Below are 20,820 nucleotides of genomic sequence, written 5' to 3'. Positions count from 1 at the left end.
CACAAATCCTGTGGCGAGGGAGCTTGCTCCCGCTGGACGGCAAAGCCGTCCCAAAAACAACGACTGCTGCGCAGCCGAGCGGGAGCAAGCTCCCTCGCCACAGCTTATCTTTGTAACAAATCAGCCCGCCAGACCGACAAACATGTCCTGCACGTCATCGTGGTTGTCGAGGCCTTCCAGGAACGCTTCAACTTCAGCCATCTGCTCGGCGCTCAGGCCGCTGACCGGGTTCTTCGGCTGGTAGCCGAGTTTCGCCGACAACACCGTGAAACCTTGCTCAGGCAGGGCTTTCTGGACGGCATCGAGGTCAGTCGGATCGGTCAGGAACAGGGTCGCGCCCTCTTCACCCGGCTCAAAGTCCTGGGCACCGGCCTCGATCGCGGCCATTTCCGGGTCGGCGTCCGGGGTGTCCGGCGAAGCTTCGATCATGCCGACGTGGTTGAAGTCCCAGGCCACCGAACCGGATGCGCCCAGTTGGCCCTTGCGGAACGCCACGCGGATTTCCGCGACGGTGCGGTTGATGTTGTCGGTCACGCACTCGACGATCAACGGAACCTGATGCGGTGCGAAACCTTCGTACGTCACACGGTGGTATTGCACGGTTTCGCCCAGCAAGCCAGCGCCTTTCTTGATGGCACGGTCCAGGGTTTCCTTGGGCATCGAGGCTTTCTTGGCCTGTTCGACCACCAGACGCAGGTGTGCGTTGGTGGCGGTATCGGCACCGTTGCGGGCAGCGATGGTGATTTCTTTCACCAGTTTGCCGAAGATCTTGCCCTTGGCGTTGGCTGCCGCTTCTTTGTGTTTAACCTTCCACTGTGCGCCCATTACTCACTCTCTTGATCTGTGGCGCCGAGACATCTATTGGCCGACGCGTGGCGCCAAGTTTATACGGCCTAAAGTCGGCAATCGACCAAAAAAATTCTTTGTTGAATCGACATCTTCACCGCGACTTGTAGGGCGATTCTGAAAAGCCCACCAGCCACGACCATTAATGCTCGGGTTTTCGTACCCTCTGCCGTCCGTATTGCCCCACAGAGCCCGTATGAATGCTCAATGACCAGCAAAGCCCGTTCACCCTGACCCTGACCGACGGCCCACTGTGCCTGCCGGTCCTGCGTTTCAGTGGCAAGGAAGCACTCAATCAGCCGTTTCGTTTCGAGATTGAAGTGATCGCCCTGGCCCCGGCCTTGGCGCCGGGCAGCCTGCTGCGGCAACCGGCGTTCCTGCGTCTGGGCGACGCTCACGGCATTCACGGCCTGATCCACAGTGTCAGTTGTGAGCATCGCGCCAGCCACCGCATTGGCTACCGATTGACGCTGGTGCCGCACCTGCAACGTCTGGCACAGTCGCCGCAGCGTCGGGTCTTCGTGCAAGCGAGCGTGCCGGCGATCCTTGCGCAACTGCTCGAAGAGCATGAACTGCCAGCCGACAGTTACCGGATCGAAATGAGCGTCGGCCACTACCCACCACGGGAATTTTTCCTGCAATACGAGGAGAGCGACCTGGCCTTCCTTCACCGTCTGTGTGAGCAGGAAGGCATTCACTATCACTTCGAACATCGCCCGGACGGGCATGTGGTGGTATTTGCCGATGACAACCTGAGCCTGCCGCAAGAACCGCTGGCAGTGCCGTTTGCCGTGACCGACGACACGCCATCACCGCGCATCAGCACGCTGTTACAGCGCCATGACGCGACACCGGTCATGGCCGCGCCCGGCATTCGAAACCGGGGCCAGGCAGTCATCAGCGCCGACGCGGCCAACCACCCCGTACCTGCGCTCACACCGCTGAACCTGTCGAGCGAGCAGCGTCACACCGAACAACGCAGCCGGCGTCATCTGCAGCGCCAGCGCTGCCAGTCGCGCACGATTCGCGGGCGCAGCGATTGCAGCGCACTGCGCAGCGGACATCTGCTGCAGATCAGCGAGCATCCGATCAACGCGTTCAACGAGCAATGGCTGATCACCGAATTGCAGCATCAAGGCCAGCACCCCTCGATCCTCGATCCGACAACGGACGCGCATCGCTATCACAACGATTTCACCGCCCTGCCCTGGTCGACCGATTTTCGCCCGCCCTTGGCGCAGCCGCGCCTGAACATCGGCGGCTATCACCTGGCACGAGTGCTGGGTTCGCCTGGCCAGCCAGCGCCACTGGATGATCGCGGGCGCATCGGCGTCAGCCTGTGGCCGACTCAGACAGCCGAGTCTGCGTGCCTGTGGCTGCCGATCGCGCTGACCGGCGCCGGCCGCCTCGCCCCCCACCAACTGCCCCGCGCCGGCAGTGAGGTGTGGGTGAGCTTCCTCGACAGCGACCCGGATCGACCGATCCTCTGCCTCGCCCATCCACGCCCGGCGCCACCGAACGAAACGCCACCACCGCGCGACGACAGCCTGTTGCTCGACTGGCTGCTCCACGGGGCCGATCCGTAAGCATCCCAGACATTGGAATTGAGTACAGCTGCCGGAAAGTGGTTGGCCGGGAGGTTGCTATCACGAGCAGGCTAACTCCTGCAGTTGGATTGGATGTGAGCAGTGGGAGGTGGGTCGGCTGTCAGGCCGCCATCGCTGGCAAGCCAGCTCCCACAGGTGGATTGGGTGTGGGCAGTTGGAGATTTGGTCGGCTGTCAGGCCGTCTTCGCGAGCAGGCTCGCTCCCCCAGTGGGACTGGGTGCTGGCAGCTGGAGACTGGTCGGCTGTCAGGCCGCCATCGCTGGCAAGCCAGCTCCCACAGGTGGATTGGGTGTGGGCAGTTGGAGATTTGGTCGGCTGTCAGGCCGTCTTCGCGAGCAGGCTCGCTCCCACAGTGGGAATGGGTGCTGGCAGCTGGAGACTGGTCGGCTGTCAGGCCGCCATCGCTGGCAGGCTCGTTTCCACAGAAAAGCAAAGCAGTCCAGGCAGACCGCATGCTTTTCACCACTCAACAGGATGAGCGTTAGCTCGGCTGTAGCTCTTGATCTTGCCGTGCCGGCCCCATCGGCAGGCTGAGTGGAGGGGTTTATCCGGGGGTGGGAGCGCAGCGACCGTTTGGCGTAGCCAAACGCATCGAGAGGAGGTGCAGCGAAGCAAACCGTAGGCGATGCCCCCGGATGAACCCCGTAACGAAGGAACCCGAGCCTAAGCGAGGGCCGTACGCCGGGGCCAAGACCTTTGCTTCCTTTGGGGCGTTTGCCAAAGGGAGTCGCTGTAAGAGCGAAACCATAAGCCGCCGTTACCGCAGCAACGGATATGTCCCCATAAATCAAAGCCACCATTCACCCCTTGTCAGCCTTCCCCGCCGCCGCCGCAAACTTCGCCAACCGCACATCCAGATGCCGCGGCCGCCGCCCATGGTCCTCAGCCCGCTCCTTGCGCCGAATCGCATTACGCACCATCAACGACCCCAGATACCGAATCGGCTCCGGCGGAAAATACCCCAACGGCCCGTTCACCAAGGGCGAACGGGTCCACGGGTTATCGAGCCCCTGCACCAACGAGGCAAGAATCTGCCCGCCCATGTGACACGGCCCGACGCCACTGCCGGAATAACCAAAGCCATAGAACACATTGCCACTGGCGCTCATCTGCCCAAAAAACGGCAACCCGGTCACCGAACGATCCGACGGCCCGTTCCAGGTCGCATCCACCTTGACCTCGGCAAACGCCGGAAAAAACGCCCCAAGGCTGCGCCTGAGCAAATCCGCATAGGGCGATGGCTGATCGAACACCGGCAGCATCCGCCCGCCAAACGCGAAGGTGTTGCCACCCTTGCCAAGCATGATCCGGCCGTCCGGGGTGTTGTGGTAGTAGTGCACGAAAATCCGCGAGTCGAGCACAGTGACGCCACTGGTCAAACCGATCTCCTGCAACAGATCCGGGCGCGGTTCGGTGATCAGCATGTCGCTGGAAACGATCGCCACGCTGCGTTCGAATTGTGGGAACGCGCGGGCCATCCACGCGTTCATCGCCAGCACCACGCGGTCGGCAATCACGCGCCCATGGGCGGTGTGGATTCGCGCCGGGCGGCCCTCTTCCAGACCGGTCATCGCGGTGTTTTCGTGGATCTTCACGCCCAGTTGCAACGCCACCCGGCGCAAGCCGCGCACCAGTTTGCCCGGTTGCACACTGGCGGCTGCCGGTGAGAACCAGCCTTCCAGATGTTGGCTGGAACCGGCCATGCGCTGTACGTCGGCCACGGGACGCTGGGTGAACGAGTTGATGCCGTTACGCTCCAGCGCCGCGATCACGGCGTCGGTCGAACCGACCTGCGCCTTGTTGGTGGCGGTGTACAACGTGCCGTCGAGGCGGTAATCGGCATCGACGCCGTACTGTTCGCAGAATTCGCCGATGGCGTGGATGCTGCGCTCGGATTCCTTGACCAGGCGCACTGCCTCCTCGACACCGAACAGGCGCTCGAGGGTGAAATACTTGGCCGACCACGACAACGCGCAACCACCATTGCGCCCACTGGCACCGGCGCCGCAGATGTCGGCTTCGATCATCAGCACGTCGAGCTCAGGGTTCTGCTGCTTGAGCATGATCGCCGTCCACAACCCGGTGTAGCCACCGCCGACGATGCACACGTCGGTGCGCACTTCGCCTTGCAGCGGCGGGCACGTCGGGGATGGGTCGGCCTGCAAGGCTTGTTCGAGCCAAAAAGGTCGCATGGGATTCTCCAGTCAGATGGCCACGACACAGCCTGCCGCGAGCACCGCAGCAGGCCGCGAGGCGAGGGTTTTCAGTTACGCAGGGGTTTGATGGTCAGCGGGCAATTGGGCACAGACGCGCGCGGTTCCATCACTCCGACCGGGCGGCTGTTCCAGTGCGGAATCAGCACCAGCGCCGAAAACAAGGCGCAGCCGGCGAAGACGATGAACACCGTCACCGAATCGAAGTAACCCGGCAGCAATCCGCCGAGCACCGCGCCAACCGAGCCACAACCGTTGACGAAACCGGCCGCGGTGGCACCGGCCTTGGCCTTGCCGAAGTCAATCGCCGCCGCGCCGCTGATCATCGAATCCGGTCCGTACAGGGTAAGTCCCATGACAAACAGCAGCGCCACCACCAGCATCACGCTGCCGGTGTGCAACGCGCCCATGAACAACGCCAGGGTCACGGTCAGCGCCAGTAGGCTGAGGACACAGGCCGGCATGCGCCGGGCGCCGAACAGCTTGTCCGAGGCCAGGCCAATCATGATCGGCCCGAGCAGACCGGCCAGTTCAAACGAGGTGGGAATGATCGCCGCGCCGACCTTGCCGACACTCGGCATCTGCTCGAAGACAATCACTGGCCCCCACAACAGAATCGCGTAACGCGCCGGTTTCAACATGAAGTACGCCAGACCCAGCACCAGCACCGTGCGGTTGCGCAGGATTTCCTTCAACGGCTCCCAGACGCTGAGCTTGCTGTTGGCCTCGGTTTCTTCAGCGCTCAGTTCCGGCTCCGGCTCCACGGCCGGCAGGCCGACGTCTTCCGGTTTGTTGCGCTGAAAAATGAAGAACAGCAGCGCCACCGCCGCGACTACCGCGGCGCTGGATATGAACGCTGCGTGCCAGGTGCCGATCAGCGTATACGCCCACCAGCCGGCAAACGGCGAGGCCACCAGACCGCCAAACGCATAGCAGGAGCTCCACAATCCGAGCACCCGCCCGCGCTGCTGCGCCGGGAAGAAACTGCCGAGGTTCTTGCACAATCCCGACCAGCCGGTGGACTGCGCCAGGCCCTGAATCAGCATGCAAGTGGCGAAGATCGGTAGCGTGGCAAAACTGCCCATCACTAACGCCGCCGCGGCGGAGATCAACAGCCCGCCGAGCACCACGACCCTTGGGCCGAAGCGGTCGGCGAGCATGCCCCAGGTGAATTGGCCGATGGCGTAGGCCGCCAGATAGATCGCATCAAGGTTGGCCATGGCCATCTTGTCGAGCATGAAGGTCGGGTCTTCCGCGATGCCCAGTTTGGCCACGGAAAACGCTTTGCGGGTGAAGTAGAAAGCGGCGTACGCGAGCCAGGTGATAGCGAAAATCTGCATGCGCCAACGCGCAAGGGTGCCGATGTGCTTGTTCATTGTGGTTCTGACCTCAGGGTGTGAGTGTGCCGGCAGAATCGTTAAGTAAACGCCTGTGTTTTTTATTGTTGAGCACTGCGCCAGCGCCCCGTCCCTATGGCGATAGCGGTCAGATGAGTCCTGTTATTGCACGCACAGGCTCATCGCCGGCGTTGCTGCCCGAGCGGGCAGTCAGCGCTGGCGTGAGCGGATCAAAGCAATTACTGTTTAATAAATAAAATCGATTTATCGTATTTCACACATAAGCTCAGCTTGTTGATGGAGGCTATATGTCGGTGTCCCACGCCCAGCTCAAAGCCTTTCACGCCGTGGCTGTACACGGAAGCTTTACTAAAGCGGCCGAACGGCTTTTTCTGACGCAACCGGCGATTTCCGACCAAGTGCGCAAACTGGAGGAGCGCTTCGGTGTGTTGCTGTTTCATCGCAACAAGCGTTCGGTGCGCCTCACCGATCTGGGCGAGCGCTTGCTGGCGATCACCCAGCGGCTGTTTGTGATTGAGGCTGAAGCCCAGGAGCTGCTGCAGGAATCCCAGGCGTTGCAGACCGGCAGCCTGATTCTGGCGGTGGATGCCCCGGTACACGTGCTGCCGCTGATTGCGCGGTTCTGCGAGCGCTACCCGGGGATCAGCGTGAAGATCGAGACCGGCAACACCGATGAGTCGCTGTTTCGCCTGTTCAACTATCAGGCCGATCTGGCGCTGCTTGGGCGTGATGTCAGCGATGAACGTTTGCTGTGCGTGCCGCTGCGCAATGATCCAATGGTGGCGTTCGTTTCGCGCCATCATCCGTGGGCCGAGCGTGAGTCGATCTGCCTGGCGGATCTGGATGACACGCCGCTGGTGCTGCGCGAGCACGGCTCGGTGACCCGGCAGACCCTGGAAGAAGAAATGGCCGGCGCCGGGTTTCGCATCCGTCCGGCGATTCAGGTCGAAGGCCGGGAAGCGGCGCGCGAGGCGGTGGTGGTGGGAATTGGTGTGGGGGTTGTTTCGGCGGCGGAGTTCGGCGCGGATTCGCGGGTGTGTGCGTTGCCGATTACCGACTGCACCCGGCGATTGACCGAGACCCTGGTGTGCTTGCGCGAGCAGAGTTCGCGGCGGGTGGTGGCAACGTTTCTCGATATGGTGCGCGAGAGCCTGACCTGACCCACCTCCTGTAGGAGCTGCCGCAGGCTGCGATCTTTTGATTTTGCTTTTAAAAACAAGATCAAAAGATCGCAGCCTGCGGCAGCTCCTACAGGGAGTTATGGGCATGGCGCAATACCTGCTCGCGAAGGGCCATAACGCAGTGTATCAGGCCGGCGCCAGAGCGAAGAACGCCTGAATCAGGCGCAACTCCCGCCGCCGCTCCATGCAGCCGATCATGTGCCGGTTCACCAGACCGTCCCCGACAATCGGCAGCGCTACCACCCGCGGGTCATGACTGACCTCCACCGACGACACCACGCCCACCCCCAGTTCCGCCGCCACCGCTTCAGTTACCGCCTCACGGCTGTCGAGTTCCAGCAGCACCCTTGGATTGACCGCCGCCTGCGCACACGCCTGATCGAAGGTGCGCCGGGTGATCGAACTCGGCTCGCGCAACACCATGATCACCTGATCCAGCTCCTTGAGCCGCACCTCGCCGCTACGCTGCGCCCACGCATGCCCGGCGGGCACCAGCGCGCAGATCCGCGATTCGCTCAAGGCTTGCAGATGCAGGCCCTTGCGCGGTTCGACCTCGGTCAGCACCGCCACGTCCGCGTGTTCCGATAACAGCGCGGCAAGGGTTTCCTGGGCATTGCCCAGACGCAGATTCACCGTGATCCCCGGATACCGCGCGCGCAGGCTGGCAAGCATCGGCATGACCATGTGCGGACCGTCCGCCGCCACTTCCAGACGCCCGGTGAGCAACTGACGATTGGCCTCGAGCAGGGTCTGCGCTTCTTCGGCCAGGCCGAACATGGCGCGGGTGATCGCCGCCAGTTTGGTGCCCTCCTCGGTCAGCTCGACCCGGCGCGCGGTACGGCGCAACAAGGTGATCTGGTAATGCTCCTCCAGCGCCTTGATGTGCCCGGTCACCGCTGGCTGGCTGATGAACAGGCGCGCGGCGGCGCGGGTGAAGCTGCCTTCCCGGGCCACAGCGTCGAAAGCGCGCAGCTGGAACAGATTCATGAATAACCCTCACTGATGGCTGGCATAACAACAAACAATTTGATTGATGACTCGGCGAATTGCAACGTATGCCCCGTAGCTTCATCCCACAGCGCTATCGCGAGGACACACGAATGAGTACTGCCGCACCCATCCTGCTCACTCCCGGCCCGTTGACCACCTCGGCCCGCACCCGCCAGGCAATGCTGGTCGACTGGGGGTCATGGGATGACCGCTTCAATCAACTGACCGCCAGCCTCTGCGAGCAATTGCTGGCGATCCTCAACGGCGCCGCCACTCACCATTGCGTGCCATTGCAGGGCAGCGGCACCTTTGCCGTCGAAGCCGCCATCGGCACCCTGGTGCCACGTGACGGCAAGGTACTGGTGCTGATCAACGGCGCCTACGGCAAGCGTCTGGCGAAAATCTGCGAAGTGCTCGGCCGCTCGTTCAGCACCTTCGAAACCGCCGAAGACGAACCGACCACCGCAGCCGACGTCGACCGCCTGCTGCGCGCCGATGGCGACATCACCCATGTCGCGCTGATCCACTGCGAAACCAGCACCGGCATCCTCAACCCGCTGCCGGAAATCGCTGACGTCGTGCAGCAGCACGGCAAGCGCCTGATCATCGATGCCATGAGCTCGTTCGGTGCGCTGCCGGTGGACGCGCAAAAAGTCCCGTTCGATGCGCTGATCGCCGCCTCGGGCAAGTGCCTGGAAGGCGTGCCGGGGATGGGTTTTGTGTTCGCCCGCAAGGAATCGCTGGCCGCAGCCGCTGGCAACTCGCACTCGCTGGCGATGGACCTGTATGACCAGCACACCTATATGCAGAAGACCGGTCAATGGCGCTTCACCCCGCCGACCCACGTGGTCGCGGCGCTGCACGAAGCGTTGCTGCAATACAACGAAGAAGGTGGCCTGCCCGCTCGCCATGCGCGCTACGCCGCCAACTGTCAGGCACTGATGGACGAGATGGGCAAACTCGGCCTGCGCAGCTTCCTGCCGGCGGCGATCCAGGCGCCGATCATCGCCACCTTCCATGCCCCGCGAGACCCGCGCTACCAGTTCAAGGACTTCTACGAACGGGTCAAGGCCAAGGGTTACATCCTCTACCCCGGCAAGCTGACCCAGGTGGAAACCTTCCGCGTCGGCTGCATCGGCCACGTCAGTCCGGATGAAATGCGCCAGGCCGTGGCGGCAGTGGGCGAAGTGCTGCGCGAAATGGAAGTCTTAGAAATCTAACCCACACCAGAAATCCCCTGTGGGAGCGAGCCTGCTCGCGAAAACGGTCACACATTCAACATTGATGTCGACTGACACGACGCCTTCGCGAGCAGGCTCGCTCCCACAGTTTTGAATTGCATTGCCAACTCAGGAACTGATTGCCATGAACTACGTAAACCCAAGCAAACTGCAAGCCGCGATCCTCGACTGGGCCGGCACCGTGGTCGATTTCGGCTCGTTCGCGCCAACGCAGATCTTCGTCGAAGCCTTCGCCGAGTTCGACGTTCAGGTGTCCATCGACGAAGCCCGTGGCCCGATGGGCATGGGCAAATGGGACCACATCCGCACCTTGTGCGATCAACCGCAGGTCGCCGAGCGCTATCGCAAAGCATTCGGCCGCACCCCGACCGACGATGACGTGACCGCCATCTACAACCGCTTCATGCCGCTGCAGATCGAAAAGATCGCCGAACACTCGGCGCTGATTCCCGGCGCACTGGAAACCATCGCCCACCTGCGTCAGCAAGGGATCAAGATCGGTTCCTGCTCCGGTTACCCGAAACAGGTGATGGACAAGGTCGTGGCGCTGGCCGCCACCAACGGCTACGTTGCCGACCATGTGGTCGCCACCGACGAAGTGCCAAATGGCCGTCCATGGCCGGCTCAGGCGCTGGCCAACGTGATTGCGCTGGGTATCGATGACGTCGCGGCCTGCGTGAAGATCGACGACACCGTGCCGGGCATTCTCGAAGGTCGTCGCGCCGGGATGTGGACTGTCGCGCTGATCTGTTCGGGCAACGCGCTGGGCCTGGACTACGCCGGCTACCGTGCGCTGGGCAGCGACGAACTGGCCAGCGAACGCAAACGCATCCACGCATTGTTCGCCGGTTCCCGTCCGCACTACATGATCGACACCATCAGCGACCTGCCGGAAGTGATTGCCGACATCAACAAGCGCCTGGCCAACGGCGAGATGCCGCAATCGAGCTGATTACTTCTTTTGTCAAAACAACAAAAAACGCCAGGGTCTTCGCGACACTGGCGTTTTTTTATGGCTGCGGCCTTGAGTCAGCGCTTTGAAACTCCGATCAGCCTCAGGCAAATCCGCCAAAGCGGATTACAGTTAAAGCATGCCGTCGCACAAGAACGGCACGTGGCGACTCTGATCTGTGAGGAAACACCGTATGCCGTGGACAAGTTCCGAATCGCGCTACAGCACCGTGTCCGTGCTGCTGCACTGGCTGATGCTGATCCTGTTGATCCTGGTCTATGCCAGCATGGAGTTGCGCGGGATCTTTCCCAAGGGCAGCGGCGGCCGGTCGCTGATTCGCGAAGTGCATTACATGCTCGGCCTGACCGTGTTCGTGCTGGTGTGGTTTCGCCTGGTCGCCCGCAGCATCGGCCCGGCACCAAAAATCTTCCCGGCCTCGCCGCAGTGGCAAACCCTGCTGGCGCGGGTGATGCACTGGCTGTTGTACCTGTTCATGATCAGCATGCCGATCCTCGGCTGGCTGATCACCAGCGCCGAGGGGCACCAGGTGATGTTCTACGGCTTCGATCTGCCGCTGCTGGTCCACGAAGACAAGGCACTGGCCAAACAGGTGGAGCACTGGCACGTACTGATCGGCAACATCGGCTATTGGCTGATCGGCCTGCACGCGCTGGCGGGGCTGTATCACCATTATGTGGTGGGTGATAACACCTTGTTGCGGATGATGCCCAAGCGCGCGCCACGCTGAGGCCCGGTTTTGACCATTGTAGTGAGGGGATTCATCCCCGATGGGCTGCGAAGCGGCCCCAAAACCTGTGCACGCGGTGGATCAGACTCAATGCGTGCTCAATGAGGGGCCGCTGCGCAGCCCATCGGGGATAAATCCCCTCACCACAGGGTTACTCATTCATCCTGTGGTGAATCCTCGCCGCCCTTGCAACCCACCCGTGTGCACGAAGATCAACCGTGTACCTGACGCGAATCCGCCCGCCTCGATCCGCTCCTTGAGCGCCAGCAACGCCTTGCCGGTGTATAGCGGCTCCAGCGCAACGCCGCTACAGCGTTCAATGCTCTCGATTAATGCAAGTAGCTGCGCATCAACCTTGGCGAAGCCGCCGCGACTGGCGTCGAGCAGCTCGTAGTCGGCAGCAGCGACACCTGCCTCCTGCATAATCGCCGCCACCTGCGGCGCCACGCCATGATCCTCGGGCACCGCCAGTGCGCCATACACGGGATGCGCACCGGCCTCGGCGAGCACCAGCCCTGCCAGCGTCGTCCCGGTGCCGCAGGCCAGCCACCAGCCGTGATAATTGCTCCAGCCCAGGTTGCCCAGTTGCGCGATTACCTGCTCCTTCAACACCTTGCAGCCCAATGCGCCCGCCAATCCGCCACCGCCCTCCGGCACCGCCTGAAAATCTGGATACTGCGCCCGCCACGGCTCCCAGAACCCCGGCTCATGCCGCGCCCGATAGCCGCCGTAACCGAGCCAGTGCAGCTGCATGCCGAACGCTTGCAGATCGCTGACCGTCGGCGTTTGCTGTGGATGGCCGCGCAACAGGCCAACCGTTTCGAAGCCAAGACGCTTGCCCGCCGCCGCGAGCGCATGCAGATGATTGGAATGCGCACCACCGAGGCTGATGACGCCCTGCGCGCCGGCGCGGTCGGCGGCCTTGAGATGCTCGACGAGTTTGAACCATTTGTTGCCGCTGATCAGCGGGTCGATCTGGTCCAGACGCAGGATCGCGACCTCGATTCCGGCGCGGGTGAGCCAGTCGAGTTCAAGCATTTGGAGGGGAGCTTGGGGCAACCAGTGGGCGGGAGGAAGAAGCATGGGCGACTGATCATTCTAGTAGAGCCGGCATTCTAGTCGCTGATAAGCAGCCTTCGCGAGCAGGCTCACGCCTGCATTGGTTCGATGGTGCTCACCGAATCAGTGAACAACACAAACACTGTGGGAGCGAGCTTGCTCGCGAAAGCGGAGTGTCAGCCAATATATATGTCGACTGACACCACGCCTTCGCGAGCAAGCTCGCTCCCACAGGTTAAGCGGCGTAACTTAGAGCTCAGCGGCCAGACGCGACCCCTGATTGATCGCGCGCTTGGCATCCAGCTCCGCTGCCACATCGGCACCACCGATCAAGTGCACGTTCTGCCCCGCCGCGACCAGACCTTCCTGCAGATCGCGCAGTGGATCCTGGCCGGCGCAAATCACGATGTTGTCCACCGCCAGCACTTGCGGCTCGCCGGTTTCGCCGATGCGGATGTGCAGGCCTTCGTCGTCGATCTTCAGGTATTCGACGCTGTTGAGCATCTGCACCTGCTTGTTCTTCAGACCGGTGCGGTGAATCCAGCCGGTGGTTTTACCCAGACCATCACCGACCTTGGATTTCTTGCGCTGCAACAGGAACACTTCACGAGCCGGAGCGTGCGGCGCGGCCTTGATCCCGGCCACGCCACCGCGCGCTTGCAGGTTCGTGTCGATGCCCCACTCTTTCCAGAACGCGGTGCGATCCAGACTGGTGGCCACGCCTTGGTGCACAAGGAATTCCGAGACATCGAAACCGATGCCGCCCGCGCCGATCACCGCCACGCGCTTGCCCACCGGTTTGCGCTCAAGAATCACGTCCAGGTAACTCAGCACCTTGGCGTTTTCGACGCCAGGAATTGCCGGCACTCGCGGCGCGATGCCGGTGGAGAGGATGATTTCGTCGTAACCGCCTTCAACAAGTTTCGCCACGTCGACGCGGGTGTTCAGGCACACCTCGACATTCGTCGTCTGCAACTTGCGCTTGAAGTAACGCAGGGTTTCGAAGAACTCTTCCTTGCCCGGCACCCGTTTGGCGATGTTGAACTGGCCGCCAATTTCGCTGGCCGAATCGAACAACGTCACCTGATGTCCGCGCTCGGCGGCCACGGTTGCAGCGGACAGACCGGCAGGGCCGGCACCGACCACCGCGATCTTCTTGATCTGCTGTACCGGCAGATAGTTGAGCTCGGTTTCATGGCAGGCACGCGGGTTGACCAGGCAACTGGTGAGCTTGCCGCCAAAGGTGTGGTCGAGGCACGCCTGGTTGCAACCGATGCAGGTGTTGATTTCGTCGGCGCGGCCTTCTGCAGCCTTGTTGACGAAGTCAGGATCGGCGAGGAACGGCCGCGCCATCGAGACCATGTCGGCATCGCCTTCAGCGAGGATCTGCTCGGCGATTTCCGGGGTGTTGATGCGGTTGGTGGTGATCAGCGGAATGTTCACCGACCCGCGCAGTTTGGCGGTGACCTTGCTGAACGCCGCGCGCGGCACCTTGGTGGCGATGGTCGGGATCCGCGCTTCGTGCCAGCCGATGCCGGTGTTGATGAGGGTTGCGCCAGCCTGCTCGATGGCTTTGGCCAGGGTCACGATCTCATCCCAGGTGCTGCCGCCCTCGACCAGATCGAGCATCGACAAACGGAAGATGATGATGAAGTTCGGGCCGACCGCTTCACGTACACGACGAACGATTTCCACCGGCAGGCGCATACGGTTTTCGTAGCTGCCACCCCAGCGGTCGGTGCGGTGGTTGGTGTGCGCGGCGAGGAACTGGTTAATGAAGTAACCTTCCGAGCCCATGATTTCCACGCCATCGTACTCGGCGGTCTGCGCCAGTACCGAGCAGGTGACGAAATCGCTGATCTGTTTCTCGATGCCGTCCTCGTCCAGTTCTTTGGGCTTGAACGGGTTGATCGGCGCCTGAATCGCGCTTGGTGCAACCTGTTTCGGACTGTAGGCATAGCGCCCGGCGTGGAGGATCTGCATGCAGATCTTGCCGCCAGCCTCGTGCACCGCGCGGGTGACGATGCGGTGCTTGAGCGCTTCTTCCTCGGTGGTCAGCTTGGCTGCGCCGGAGTACACGCCACCCTCGTCGTTCGGGCCGATACCGCCGGTGACCATCAGGCCGACGCCGCCACGAGCACGTTCGGCGAAGTACGCCGCCATGCGTTCGAAGCCACCCGGTTTTTCTTCAAGGCCAGTGTGCATCGAGCCCATCAGGGTGCGGTTGCGCAGCGTGGTGAATCCCAGGTCCAACGGGGCCAACAGGTGCGGGTAATGAGCGGCGGTCATCGGTAACTCCACAACGAGCGATCACGGAAATTGCGGGAGCTCTGCGTCCCCCGTCAGTCATGTTCGACAGACTAAGAGTCGCACTGCTGTCACTCAATGACCGAAACTGACAACTTATTGATCCAAATGCGCAGCGCCCCTTGGCAAGCGCAGGCATGCGCCCTACCCTAGTCGCCACACCCTGTATCCGGTTGTTGTTGGTTTTCATGCGCAAACTTCTGTACCTGTTTTTCTCCATGGCCATCGTTGCCGCCCTGACCACCTACGCCATGTGGGCGGCGGACCGGCCGGCGGGACATTACCTGTCGGACCTGCGCATCAAACTGGCGGTCGATCAGGGCACGCCTGGCGACCGTGGCAACTTGCTGGGTATCCAGCCGGAACTGTTCCCCACCGACTACCAAAGCCCGGAGCGCCTGCACCGCAAACTCGCGGCCTATTTGCAGCAAGCGCAGGATCAGGGCCTGCTGAATGAAAAAACCGTGGTGGTGCTGCCCGAGCATATCGGTACCTGGCTGATGATCAGCGGCGAGAAAGACGAGCTGTACCAGGCGCCGACCCTGGTCGAAGCGATGAACTGGCTGGCGGCGAGCAATCCGTTGCTCTTCGCCCGCGCCTGGCTTACTGCCAAGGGCGACAATCGCCTCGACGACGCGCACTTGCGGATGAAGTCCAAAGCCATGGCCAAGGATTACCAGGCACTGTTTGGTGGGCTGGCCAAGGAATTCCGCGTGACGCTGGTGGCCGGCTCCATCATCCTGCCCGAACCCAGCATTCGTGATGGCCAGCTCAAGCCCGGTAGCGGCGCGCTGTTCAACAGCAGTGTGGTGTTTGGCCGTGATGGTGTACCGCTGGGCCAGCCCCAGCGGCAAATGCACCCGATCTTCGAACAGCGCGATGTGATCGAGGGCGAAGACGCCCACGCGATCAACGTGGTCGACACGCCGGCCGGACGCCTGGGCGTGCTGATCGGCAGCGACAGCTGGTACCCGGACAACTATCGCCAACTCGACGAGCAAGGCGCGCAACTGGTAGCGGTGCCGGCCTTCGTCGTGGGTCACGGTGCGTGGAATCAGCCGTGGGCCGGTTATAAGGGTTCAAGTACACCGGGTTCGGTCAGCCTCAAGCCCGGGGAAATCAGTGAAGGTCAGGCCTGGCATCGCCTGACGCTCACCGCACAGCCGCCGAGCAGCCGTGCGATCGCCGGCATGAGCGTGTTCCTGCGTGGGCAGTTCTGGGACAAGCCCGGCTCGGGGCAAAGTTTCCTCAGCAGCAACGGCCAGCAATTCGCCGATGGCGAAGCCCGCGGCGCACGTCTGCTGAACATCTGGTTGTAAGCCATGAAACCGCTGCCGATGCGCCTTGGGGATCTGTCGGTAGGTTTCGTGCACAGCCTGGCCGATGCCGTGCGCAGCCATGGCGTCGAGCCGCAACCACTGCTCGAACAATACGGCCTGGACGCGGCGCGACTGGCCGAAGCCGGTGCGCGGCTGTCGATCCCGCGCTACATGCGGCTGGGGCACAGCGCGATTCAGTTGACTGGCGATTCGGCGTTGGGTCTGCGCATGGGCCAGCTCAGCCGCTTGAGTCAGGCCGGGCTCGCCGGGGTCACCGCCGCACAGGCACCGACCGTGCGCGAAGCGGCCCGTTGCCTGATCCGCTTCGAGCCGCTGTACGGTTCCAACTATCGCGGACAGTCGAGCTTTCACGAGGATGCCCATGGCGCGTGGCTGCGCTTCTACTCGATCAGCCCGTACAACGCCTATAACCGCTTTGTGGTGGATTCGATCATTGCCGGCTGGCTGCATCAGCTGTCCAGCGTCAGCCGCGAGCCGTTGCGCGCCGAGCGCATCGACATCGAATTTGACGAGCCGGACTATCGCGACGCCTATAGCGTGCTGGGCGATTGCCCGATCCAGTTTGGCGCCGAACGCAATCAACTGCGCTTGAGCCTCGCCAGCCTCGCTCTGCGCAACCCGGAACACTGCCCGAGCACCTGGAAACACTTGCTTGCGTTGTGTGAACGGGAACTGGAGCAATTGACCCGCACCCGCAGCCTGCGCGAACGCATCACACAGTTGTTGGGGCCGTTGCTCAATGGTGGCCGGGAACCCGATCTGGAAGAAGTGGCGGCGCGCCTGAAGCTGCCGACCTGGACCTTGCGGCGCAAACTGGCCGAGGAAGGCACACAGTTTCGCGCCATACTCAACGACACCCGCCGCGACCTGGCAATGACCTACATCCGCGATACCGAACTGGCGTTCGGCGAGATCGCCTATCTGCTGGGCTTTGCTTCAGCCGAGGCGTTTCAACGCGCCTTCAAGCGCTGGAGCGGCCAGACCCCCGGCGAGTTTCGCCGCAGTCACCGCAAAACCGCCTGACGCCTTACAACTCGGTGGCGTCTTCGGCCGGTTCTGGCTGATCGAGTTCATACGCCTGATATTCGAGCAGTTCTTCTTGATAATCGTCCATCGTCTCATCCCCCTACTGCCCGCTAAAAAAACAGCCCGGTCAAGTGACCAGTGCCTCGAGCGTATCGTGCCCGTATGAAGGGAAAGTGACATCCCGCCTTCATGAATAAAACGTAGCAGGTGGTCAGGAATTTATCGCTGGAATTTTGTCCGGGGAATGTAACGGGATTTGAGTGCGCCACAAAACAAATGTGGGAGCGGGCCTGCTCGCGAAGGTGGAGTATCAGTCGATATTTGCATTGACTGACATTTCGCCTTCGCGAGCACGCCCGCTCCCACAGCAGAGCCCCGCGCGGCTCACTGCATCGCCGGAATCGGCTCTGATGGCGGCGGGATATTGGTCGGATTGGCCGGCGGCGTGATCGTTTCGGCAGCCGGTGCAGGATCTGCACTCGGTGCCGGGGTGATCGGCGCGGATTCCGCAGGCGGCACCACGGGTTCGGAACCCGCTGGCGTCGGTGCAACCGTGGCCGGCGCAGGCGTCACCGCCGGAGTGGCCGGCGTCATGGTCTGGGCTGGCTCGACAATGCCGGCTGGCGGTGGCGCTGGCGCTGTCTCGACTGCCGGGGCAGGTGTTGTCGGCGCTACAGCCGCAGGCTTCGGCTCCGGAACACCCAGATCAGTCTTGGGTTTTTCTTCGATGTGCGCGGCTTTCTTCGCATCGGCTGGCAGGAACAGCTCAACCAGGGTGAAGAAACGCTCGTAGAACTTCTGCGACGTCACGGTCTCACTGGCCACCTTGACCATCGAATCATCGGACGAGCCGATCGGCATCGACACCGAACCCAACACGCCGACCCCGAGGCTGGCGGAGTTGTTGGTCTTCTTCAACGCGTAGCGATCCTGCAAGGCATTGGCGAACACCGTGGCATGGTGTTTGGAACTGCCGTCTTCGGTACACACCACGTTGAAGCTGATCTCCATGTGGGTTTCACCGGTTTGCTGGAAGCTTTTGTGGCCACTGATCAGTTTCGGGTCACTGCTGGTGATGATATAGCCCTGGCTGAGCAACGCACGACGGGCCGCTTCGCAGCTCGCGGTGTCAGCCACCGGATAATTGCGCGAGAACGTGCCGGAATCATCGAAGTTCTCATGCTCATAGATCGGCTTGTCCTTCGAACAGCCAGCAACAGCGGTCAACAACAGCGCCAACCCAACGACACGCATGGGAGTTGAAATCAACATTGAACATCCTGAGGGAAAACAGTCCGGGGCGTATTGTGCAACAGAACTTGGCCCTGCGGCGCATGGATTGTGTCTTAAAGCCGTTACAACCCTATTGACCATGGTTTGCCGGAAAAAGTCGCAGCCACTCGCCGCAAGGGCAAAACGGCCAGCCGCCACACCCGAAGCAACGGAACCGGCCAAATCCCAAGCATAAAAAAGCCCCGATCATCAGATCGGGGCTTTCCTGTTACCACTCAGTCAAACATCAATAGCGCTTGATATCCGCCTGACTCTCCAACTGCTTACGGAACGCCGCGAAATCCTGCTGACCTTCACGCGAAGCAAGGAAGCGACGGTACTGCGCCTTCTCTTCATCAGTCGGCGCTACTGCTTCATTCACACCGTCCAGGCGCACGATCATCAGGCTACCGTCCTGCAAGGTCACGCTGCTGAACGTCGGCTTGCCCTTGGCCGCCGGTTTCGGCATACGGAATAACGCCTGCAGCACAGTCGGATCAACCCCTTCCTGAGCACGAGTGGCCGCCGTGACAACCTTCCAGTTCTGACCCTCGACAGCCTTGTCCAGCGGAGTCTTGCCATCGCGCAGACTGGCGATCAGCTGGTCGGCCTTGGTCTTGGCCGCAGCACTGGCATGCTCTTTGGTCAACTGCGCGCGGATCGCCGTGTTGACGGCTTCCAGAGGCAACTGCTCAGGCTTCAGGTGTTCCTTGGCACGCAGCACGACCACGGTTTCCGGGTCCAGCTCGATGCCGGTGCTGTTGGCGTTTTCTTCCAGCACTTCCTGGCTGAATGCAGCGCTCACCACAGCACGGTTGGCCGCAATGCCTTCGCCACCTTCACGGCCGAACGGCTTGGAAGTGTGCACAGTCAGTTTCAGATCTGCCGCTGGCTGGGCCAGGTCAGACGCTTCGAACGCCGAGTCTTCCAGTTGCTTGGTCGCCTCGACAAAACGCTGCTCGACCTGTTGAGTCTTCAGCTCGCGGGTCAGCTTGTCTTTCAGGCTGGCCAGGGTCGGAACTTCTGGCGCTTCAACACCCAGCAGCTTGATCAGGTGGTAACCGAAGTCGGTACGCACCGGCTCGGACACCTGGTCCTTGTTCAACGCGTACAGGGCTTTTTCGAAGGCTGGGTCATAGACGCCAGGACCGGCGAAACCGAGATCACCGCCATTGTTGGCCGAGCCCGGATCCTGCGAGAACTCCTTGGCCAGCGCTTCGAATTTCTCGCCCTTGGCCAGACGCGCCTGGACTTCTTCGATCTTGGCCTTGGCCTGAGCGTCGGTGGTCTTGTCGTTGACTTCGATCAGGATATGCGCGGCGCGGCGCTGTTCCGACAGGTTGGCGATCTCTTTCTGATACGCCGCCTGCAGGTCTTCGTCCTTGACCGCAACCTGGTCGAAGAACGAAGACTTCTTCAGCTCGACGTAATCGACAACCACCTGCTCGGGGGTCATGAACTCCTTGGCGTGCTCGTCGTAATAAGCCTTGACCTCATCGTCGGTCAGCTTGACCGCGGCCGGATCGGCCTTGACGTTCAGCGAAGCGAAATCGCGGGTCTGCTTTTCCAGACGGGCGAATGCCAGCACTTCAGCGTCGGTGACGAAACCGCTGCCGGCAACACCGGCACGTAACTGACCGATCAGCATTTCCTGAGCCAGCATCTGGCGGAATTGCATGCGGGTATAGCCCAGTTGACGGATCACCTGATCAAAGCGCTCGGAGCTGAACTTGCCGTCCACCTGGAATTCAGGGGTCTGCAGGATCACCTGATCCAGTGCACCTTCGGAGAAAGCGAATTTCGATTGTTCTGCGCCTTGCAACAGCAGCTTGCGATCGATCAGACCCTTGAGGGCCGATTCGCGGAGCATTTTTTCGTCAAGCAAGGATGCATCGAAATCCTTGCCCAGCTGTTGCATCAGCTGACGGCGTTGCATGTCAACGGCCTGGCTCAGCTCGTTCTGGCTGATTTCTTCACCATTGACCTTGGCCGCATCGTTGGTGTGCGTCGTGGCCTTGAAAATAGCGTCGAAACCGGTCAGAGCCATCAGTGCAACGATGACCCCGATAATGGTCTTGGCAATCCAGCCTTGTGAATTGTCCCTGATATTCTGCAGCATGCGTCCCCCAGAAACGGTTGAACTTCAAAAATTTGGCAACCGTGGAGCGTGGGTAGAATCCGGATAGAAGAAAGGCGCATCCGAGGATGCGCCTTCTCGTAACTGGCGGAGCGGACAGGGCTCGAACCCTCGATCCCGGCGTTACAGGCAGCTGTTCCAGCGACCTGCTCTACCGCTCCGCTGCCAAGTCAGGCATGACCCCGACCCGGATGGGTAAAAACCTGAAACAAACTAACTTAGTTAACAGCTTCTTTCAGTGCTTTACCGGCTTTGAAACCTGGCTTTTTAGCAGCCGCGATTTGCAGCGTCTTGCCGGTCTGTGGGTTACGACCAACGCGAGCTGGACGATCAGTCACGGAGAAAGTGCCGAAACCAACCAGAACAACGGAGTCGCCGGCCTTCAGAGCGCCAGTGACGGATTCGATAACAGCGTCCAGCGCACGGCCAGCAGCAGCTTTCGGGATATCAGCGGATGCAGCGATAGCATCAATCAGTTCCGACTTGTTCACTCTAAGTCCCCTTATATCTATTTTGAGATGATTCTAAGTTTTTTGGTGAAAG

The 20,820-nt window shown here is 61.5% G+C and carries 16 protein-coding genes; 7 read left to right on the top strand and 9 right to left on the bottom strand.

The genetic code is table 11. From position 1 onward, the window contains the following. Nucleotides 1-120: 120 nt before the first annotated feature. Nucleotides 121-825 carry a YebC/PmpR family DNA-binding transcriptional regulator gene (locus tag HXW87_RS14065; RefSeq protein ID WP_027614601.1) on the bottom strand — a complete coding sequence of 235 codons (705 nt, stop codon included), beginning with the start codon at nucleotides 823-825 and terminating at the stop codon, nucleotides 121-123. Between the two features lie 221 nt (nucleotides 826-1,046). Between HXW87_RS14065 and tssI the strand changes: the two genes are divergently transcribed. After that, a complete protein-coding gene (gene tssI / locus HXW87_RS14060; RefSeq protein WP_239779094.1) occupies nucleotides 1,047-2,432 on the top strand; it encodes a type VI secretion system tip protein TssI/VgrG in 1,386 nt (461 codons plus the stop codon). Nucleotides 2,433-3,253: 821 nt separating this feature from the next. Here tssI and HXW87_RS14055 read toward each other — a convergent pair. Together HXW87_RS14055 and HXW87_RS14050 are read right to left on the bottom strand one after the other, a co-directional pair. After that, nucleotides 3,254-4,645, bottom strand: coding sequence for an FAD-dependent oxidoreductase (locus HXW87_RS14055; RefSeq protein ID WP_121184721.1), 1,392 nt, complete (start codon nucleotides 4,643-4,645; stop codon nucleotides 3,254-3,256). Between the two features lie 71 nt (nucleotides 4,646-4,716). After that, a complete protein-coding gene (locus HXW87_RS14050) occupies nucleotides 4,717-6,042 on the bottom strand; it encodes an MFS transporter (RefSeq protein ID WP_047291611.1) in 1,326 nt (441 codons plus the stop codon). 269 nt (nucleotides 6,043-6,311) lie between these two features. Between HXW87_RS14050 and HXW87_RS14045 the strand changes: the two genes are divergently transcribed. Beyond that, nucleotides 6,312-7,184: a LysR family transcriptional regulator gene (locus HXW87_RS14045; protein ID WP_182404251.1), complete on the top strand. Its 873-nt coding sequence runs from the start codon at nucleotides 6,312-6,314 to the stop codon at nucleotides 7,182-7,184. Nucleotides 7,185-7,331: 147 nt separating this feature from the next. Here the strand turns inward: HXW87_RS14045 and HXW87_RS14040 are convergent, their stop codons facing one another. Beyond that, nucleotides 7,332-8,192, bottom strand: a complete 861-nt coding sequence (locus tag HXW87_RS14040) for a LysR substrate-binding domain-containing protein (RefSeq protein ID WP_121184715.1) — start codon at nucleotides 8,190-8,192, stop codon at nucleotides 7,332-7,334. A gap of 113 nt (nucleotides 8,193-8,305) precedes the next feature. Here HXW87_RS14040 and HXW87_RS14035 point away from each other — a divergent pair, with 113 nt between their 5' ends. The 3 genes from HXW87_RS14035 to HXW87_RS14025 all read left to right on the top strand — a co-directional run bounded on the left by HXW87_RS14035 (nucleotide 8,306) and on the right by HXW87_RS14025 (nucleotide 11,136). Beyond that, entirely contained in the window at nucleotides 8,306-9,415 is a 1,110-nt protein-coding gene (locus tag HXW87_RS14035; protein ID WP_182401074.1) for a 2-aminoethylphosphonate--pyruvate transaminase, read from the top strand. A gap of 145 nt (nucleotides 9,416-9,560) precedes the next feature. Next, nucleotides 9,561-10,388: a phosphonoacetaldehyde hydrolase gene (phnX, locus tag HXW87_RS14030; RefSeq protein ID WP_047291602.1), complete on the top strand. Its 828-nt coding sequence runs from the start codon at nucleotides 9,561-9,563 to the stop codon at nucleotides 10,386-10,388. A gap of 193 nt (nucleotides 10,389-10,581) precedes the next feature. Beyond that, the gene (locus HXW87_RS14025; RefSeq protein ID WP_108182278.1) at nucleotides 10,582-11,136 is read left to right on the top strand and encodes a cytochrome b; all 555 of its coding nucleotides are present in this window, start codon (nucleotides 10,582-10,584) and stop codon (nucleotides 11,134-11,136) included. 159 nt (nucleotides 11,137-11,295) lie between these two features. On the opposite strand, the gene HXW87_RS14020 is transcribed toward HXW87_RS14025, so the two are convergent. Both HXW87_RS14020 and HXW87_RS14015 read right to left on the bottom strand, forming a co-directional pair. Further along, nucleotides 11,296-12,219, bottom strand: a complete 924-nt coding sequence (locus HXW87_RS14020; protein WP_239779093.1) for a pyridoxal-phosphate dependent enzyme — start codon at nucleotides 12,217-12,219, stop codon at nucleotides 11,296-11,298. A 225-nt stretch (nucleotides 12,220-12,444) separates the two neighbouring features. Continuing rightward, on the bottom strand, nucleotides 12,445-14,484 hold the full coding sequence (locus tag HXW87_RS14015; RefSeq protein ID WP_239779092.1) for an NADPH-dependent 2,4-dienoyl-CoA reductase: 2,040 nt from the start codon (nucleotides 14,482-14,484) through the stop codon (nucleotides 12,445-12,447). A 206-nt stretch (nucleotides 14,485-14,690) separates the two neighbouring features. Here HXW87_RS14015 and HXW87_RS14010 point away from each other — a divergent pair, with 206 nt between their 5' ends. Further along, nucleotides 14,691-15,821, top strand: coding sequence for a nitrilase-related carbon-nitrogen hydrolase (locus tag HXW87_RS14010; RefSeq protein ID WP_182401067.1), 1,131 nt, complete (start codon nucleotides 14,691-14,693; stop codon nucleotides 15,819-15,821). Nucleotides 15,822-15,824: 3 nt separating this feature from the next. Continuing rightward, complete coding sequence (locus HXW87_RS14005) at nucleotides 15,825-16,865, top strand: AraC family transcriptional regulator (protein ID WP_095666984.1); 1,041 nt, start codon at nucleotides 15,825-15,827, stop codon at nucleotides 16,863-16,865. 387 nt (nucleotides 16,866-17,252) lie between these two features. On the opposite strand, the gene HXW87_RS14000 is transcribed toward HXW87_RS14005, so the two are convergent. From HXW87_RS14000 to HXW87_RS13990, 3 genes are all read right to left on the bottom strand, one after another. Continuing rightward, on the bottom strand, nucleotides 17,253-18,140 hold the full coding sequence (locus HXW87_RS14000; RefSeq protein ID WP_041073907.1) for a DUF2242 domain-containing protein: 888 nt from the start codon (nucleotides 18,138-18,140) through the stop codon (nucleotides 17,253-17,255). A gap of 247 nt (nucleotides 18,141-18,387) precedes the next feature. Then, nucleotides 18,388-20,259: a SurA N-terminal domain-containing protein gene (locus HXW87_RS13995; RefSeq protein WP_047291588.1), complete on the bottom strand. Its 1,872-nt coding sequence runs from the start codon at nucleotides 20,257-20,259 to the stop codon at nucleotides 18,388-18,390. A gap of 236 nt (nucleotides 20,260-20,495) precedes the next feature. Next, nucleotides 20,496-20,768 carry an HU family DNA-binding protein gene (locus HXW87_RS13990; RefSeq protein ID WP_008077714.1) on the bottom strand — a complete coding sequence of 91 codons (273 nt, stop codon included), beginning with the start codon at nucleotides 20,766-20,768 and terminating at the stop codon, nucleotides 20,496-20,498. Nucleotides 20,769-20,820: the final 52 nt, after the last annotated feature.

Origin of the sequence: Pseudomonas sp. Y5-11, from assembly GCF_022368695.1 — a bacterium.
GTDB classification, from domain to species: Bacteria; Pseudomonadota; Gammaproteobacteria; order Pseudomonadales; family Pseudomonadaceae; genus Aquipseudomonas; species Aquipseudomonas parakoreensis.
This window is presented reverse-complemented; position numbering and strand designations above follow the sequence as displayed.

Coding starts and splice junctions, on each gene's coding strand:
- HXW87_RS14065 (WP_027614601.1), bottom strand. CDS start 825: ATGGGCGCACAGTGGAAGGTTAAACACAAAGAAGCGGCAGCCAACGCC.
- tssI (WP_239779094.1), top strand. CDS start 1,047: ATGCTCAATGACCAGCAAAGCCCGTTCACCCTGACCCTGACCGACGGC.
- HXW87_RS14055 (WP_121184721.1), bottom strand. CDS start 4,645: ATGCGACCTTTTTGGCTCGAACAAGCCTTGCAGGCCGACCCATCCCCG.
- HXW87_RS14050 (WP_047291611.1), bottom strand. CDS start 6,042: ATGAACAAGCACATCGGCACCCTTGCGCGTTGGCGCATGCAGATTTTC.
- HXW87_RS14045 (WP_182404251.1), top strand. CDS start 6,312: ATGTCGGTGTCCCACGCCCAGCTCAAAGCCTTTCACGCCGTGGCTGTA.
- HXW87_RS14040 (WP_121184715.1), bottom strand. CDS start 8,192: ATGAATCTGTTCCAGCTGCGCGCTTTCGACGCTGTGGCCCGGGAAGGC.
- HXW87_RS14035 (WP_182401074.1), top strand. CDS start 8,306: ATGAGTACTGCCGCACCCATCCTGCTCACTCCCGGCCCGTTGACCACC.
- phnX (WP_047291602.1), top strand. CDS start 9,561: ATGAACTACGTAAACCCAAGCAAACTGCAAGCCGCGATCCTCGACTGG.
- HXW87_RS14025 (WP_108182278.1), top strand. CDS start 10,582: ATGCCGTGGACAAGTTCCGAATCGCGCTACAGCACCGTGTCCGTGCTG.
- HXW87_RS14020 (WP_239779093.1), bottom strand. CDS start 12,219: ATGCTTCTTCCTCCCGCCCACTGGTTGCCCCAAGCTCCCCTCCAAATG.
- HXW87_RS14015 (WP_239779092.1), bottom strand. CDS start 14,484: ATGACCGCCGCTCATTACCCGCACCTGTTGGCCCCGTTGGACCTGGGA.
- HXW87_RS14010 (WP_182401067.1), top strand. CDS start 14,691: ATGCGCAAACTTCTGTACCTGTTTTTCTCCATGGCCATCGTTGCCGCC.
- HXW87_RS14005 (WP_095666984.1), top strand. CDS start 15,825: ATGAAACCGCTGCCGATGCGCCTTGGGGATCTGTCGGTAGGTTTCGTG.
- HXW87_RS14000 (WP_041073907.1), bottom strand. CDS start 18,140: ATGTTGATTTCAACTCCCATGCGTGTCGTTGGGTTGGCGCTGTTGTTG.
- HXW87_RS13995 (WP_047291588.1), bottom strand. CDS start 20,259: ATGCTGCAGAATATCAGGGACAATTCACAAGGCTGGATTGCCAAGACC.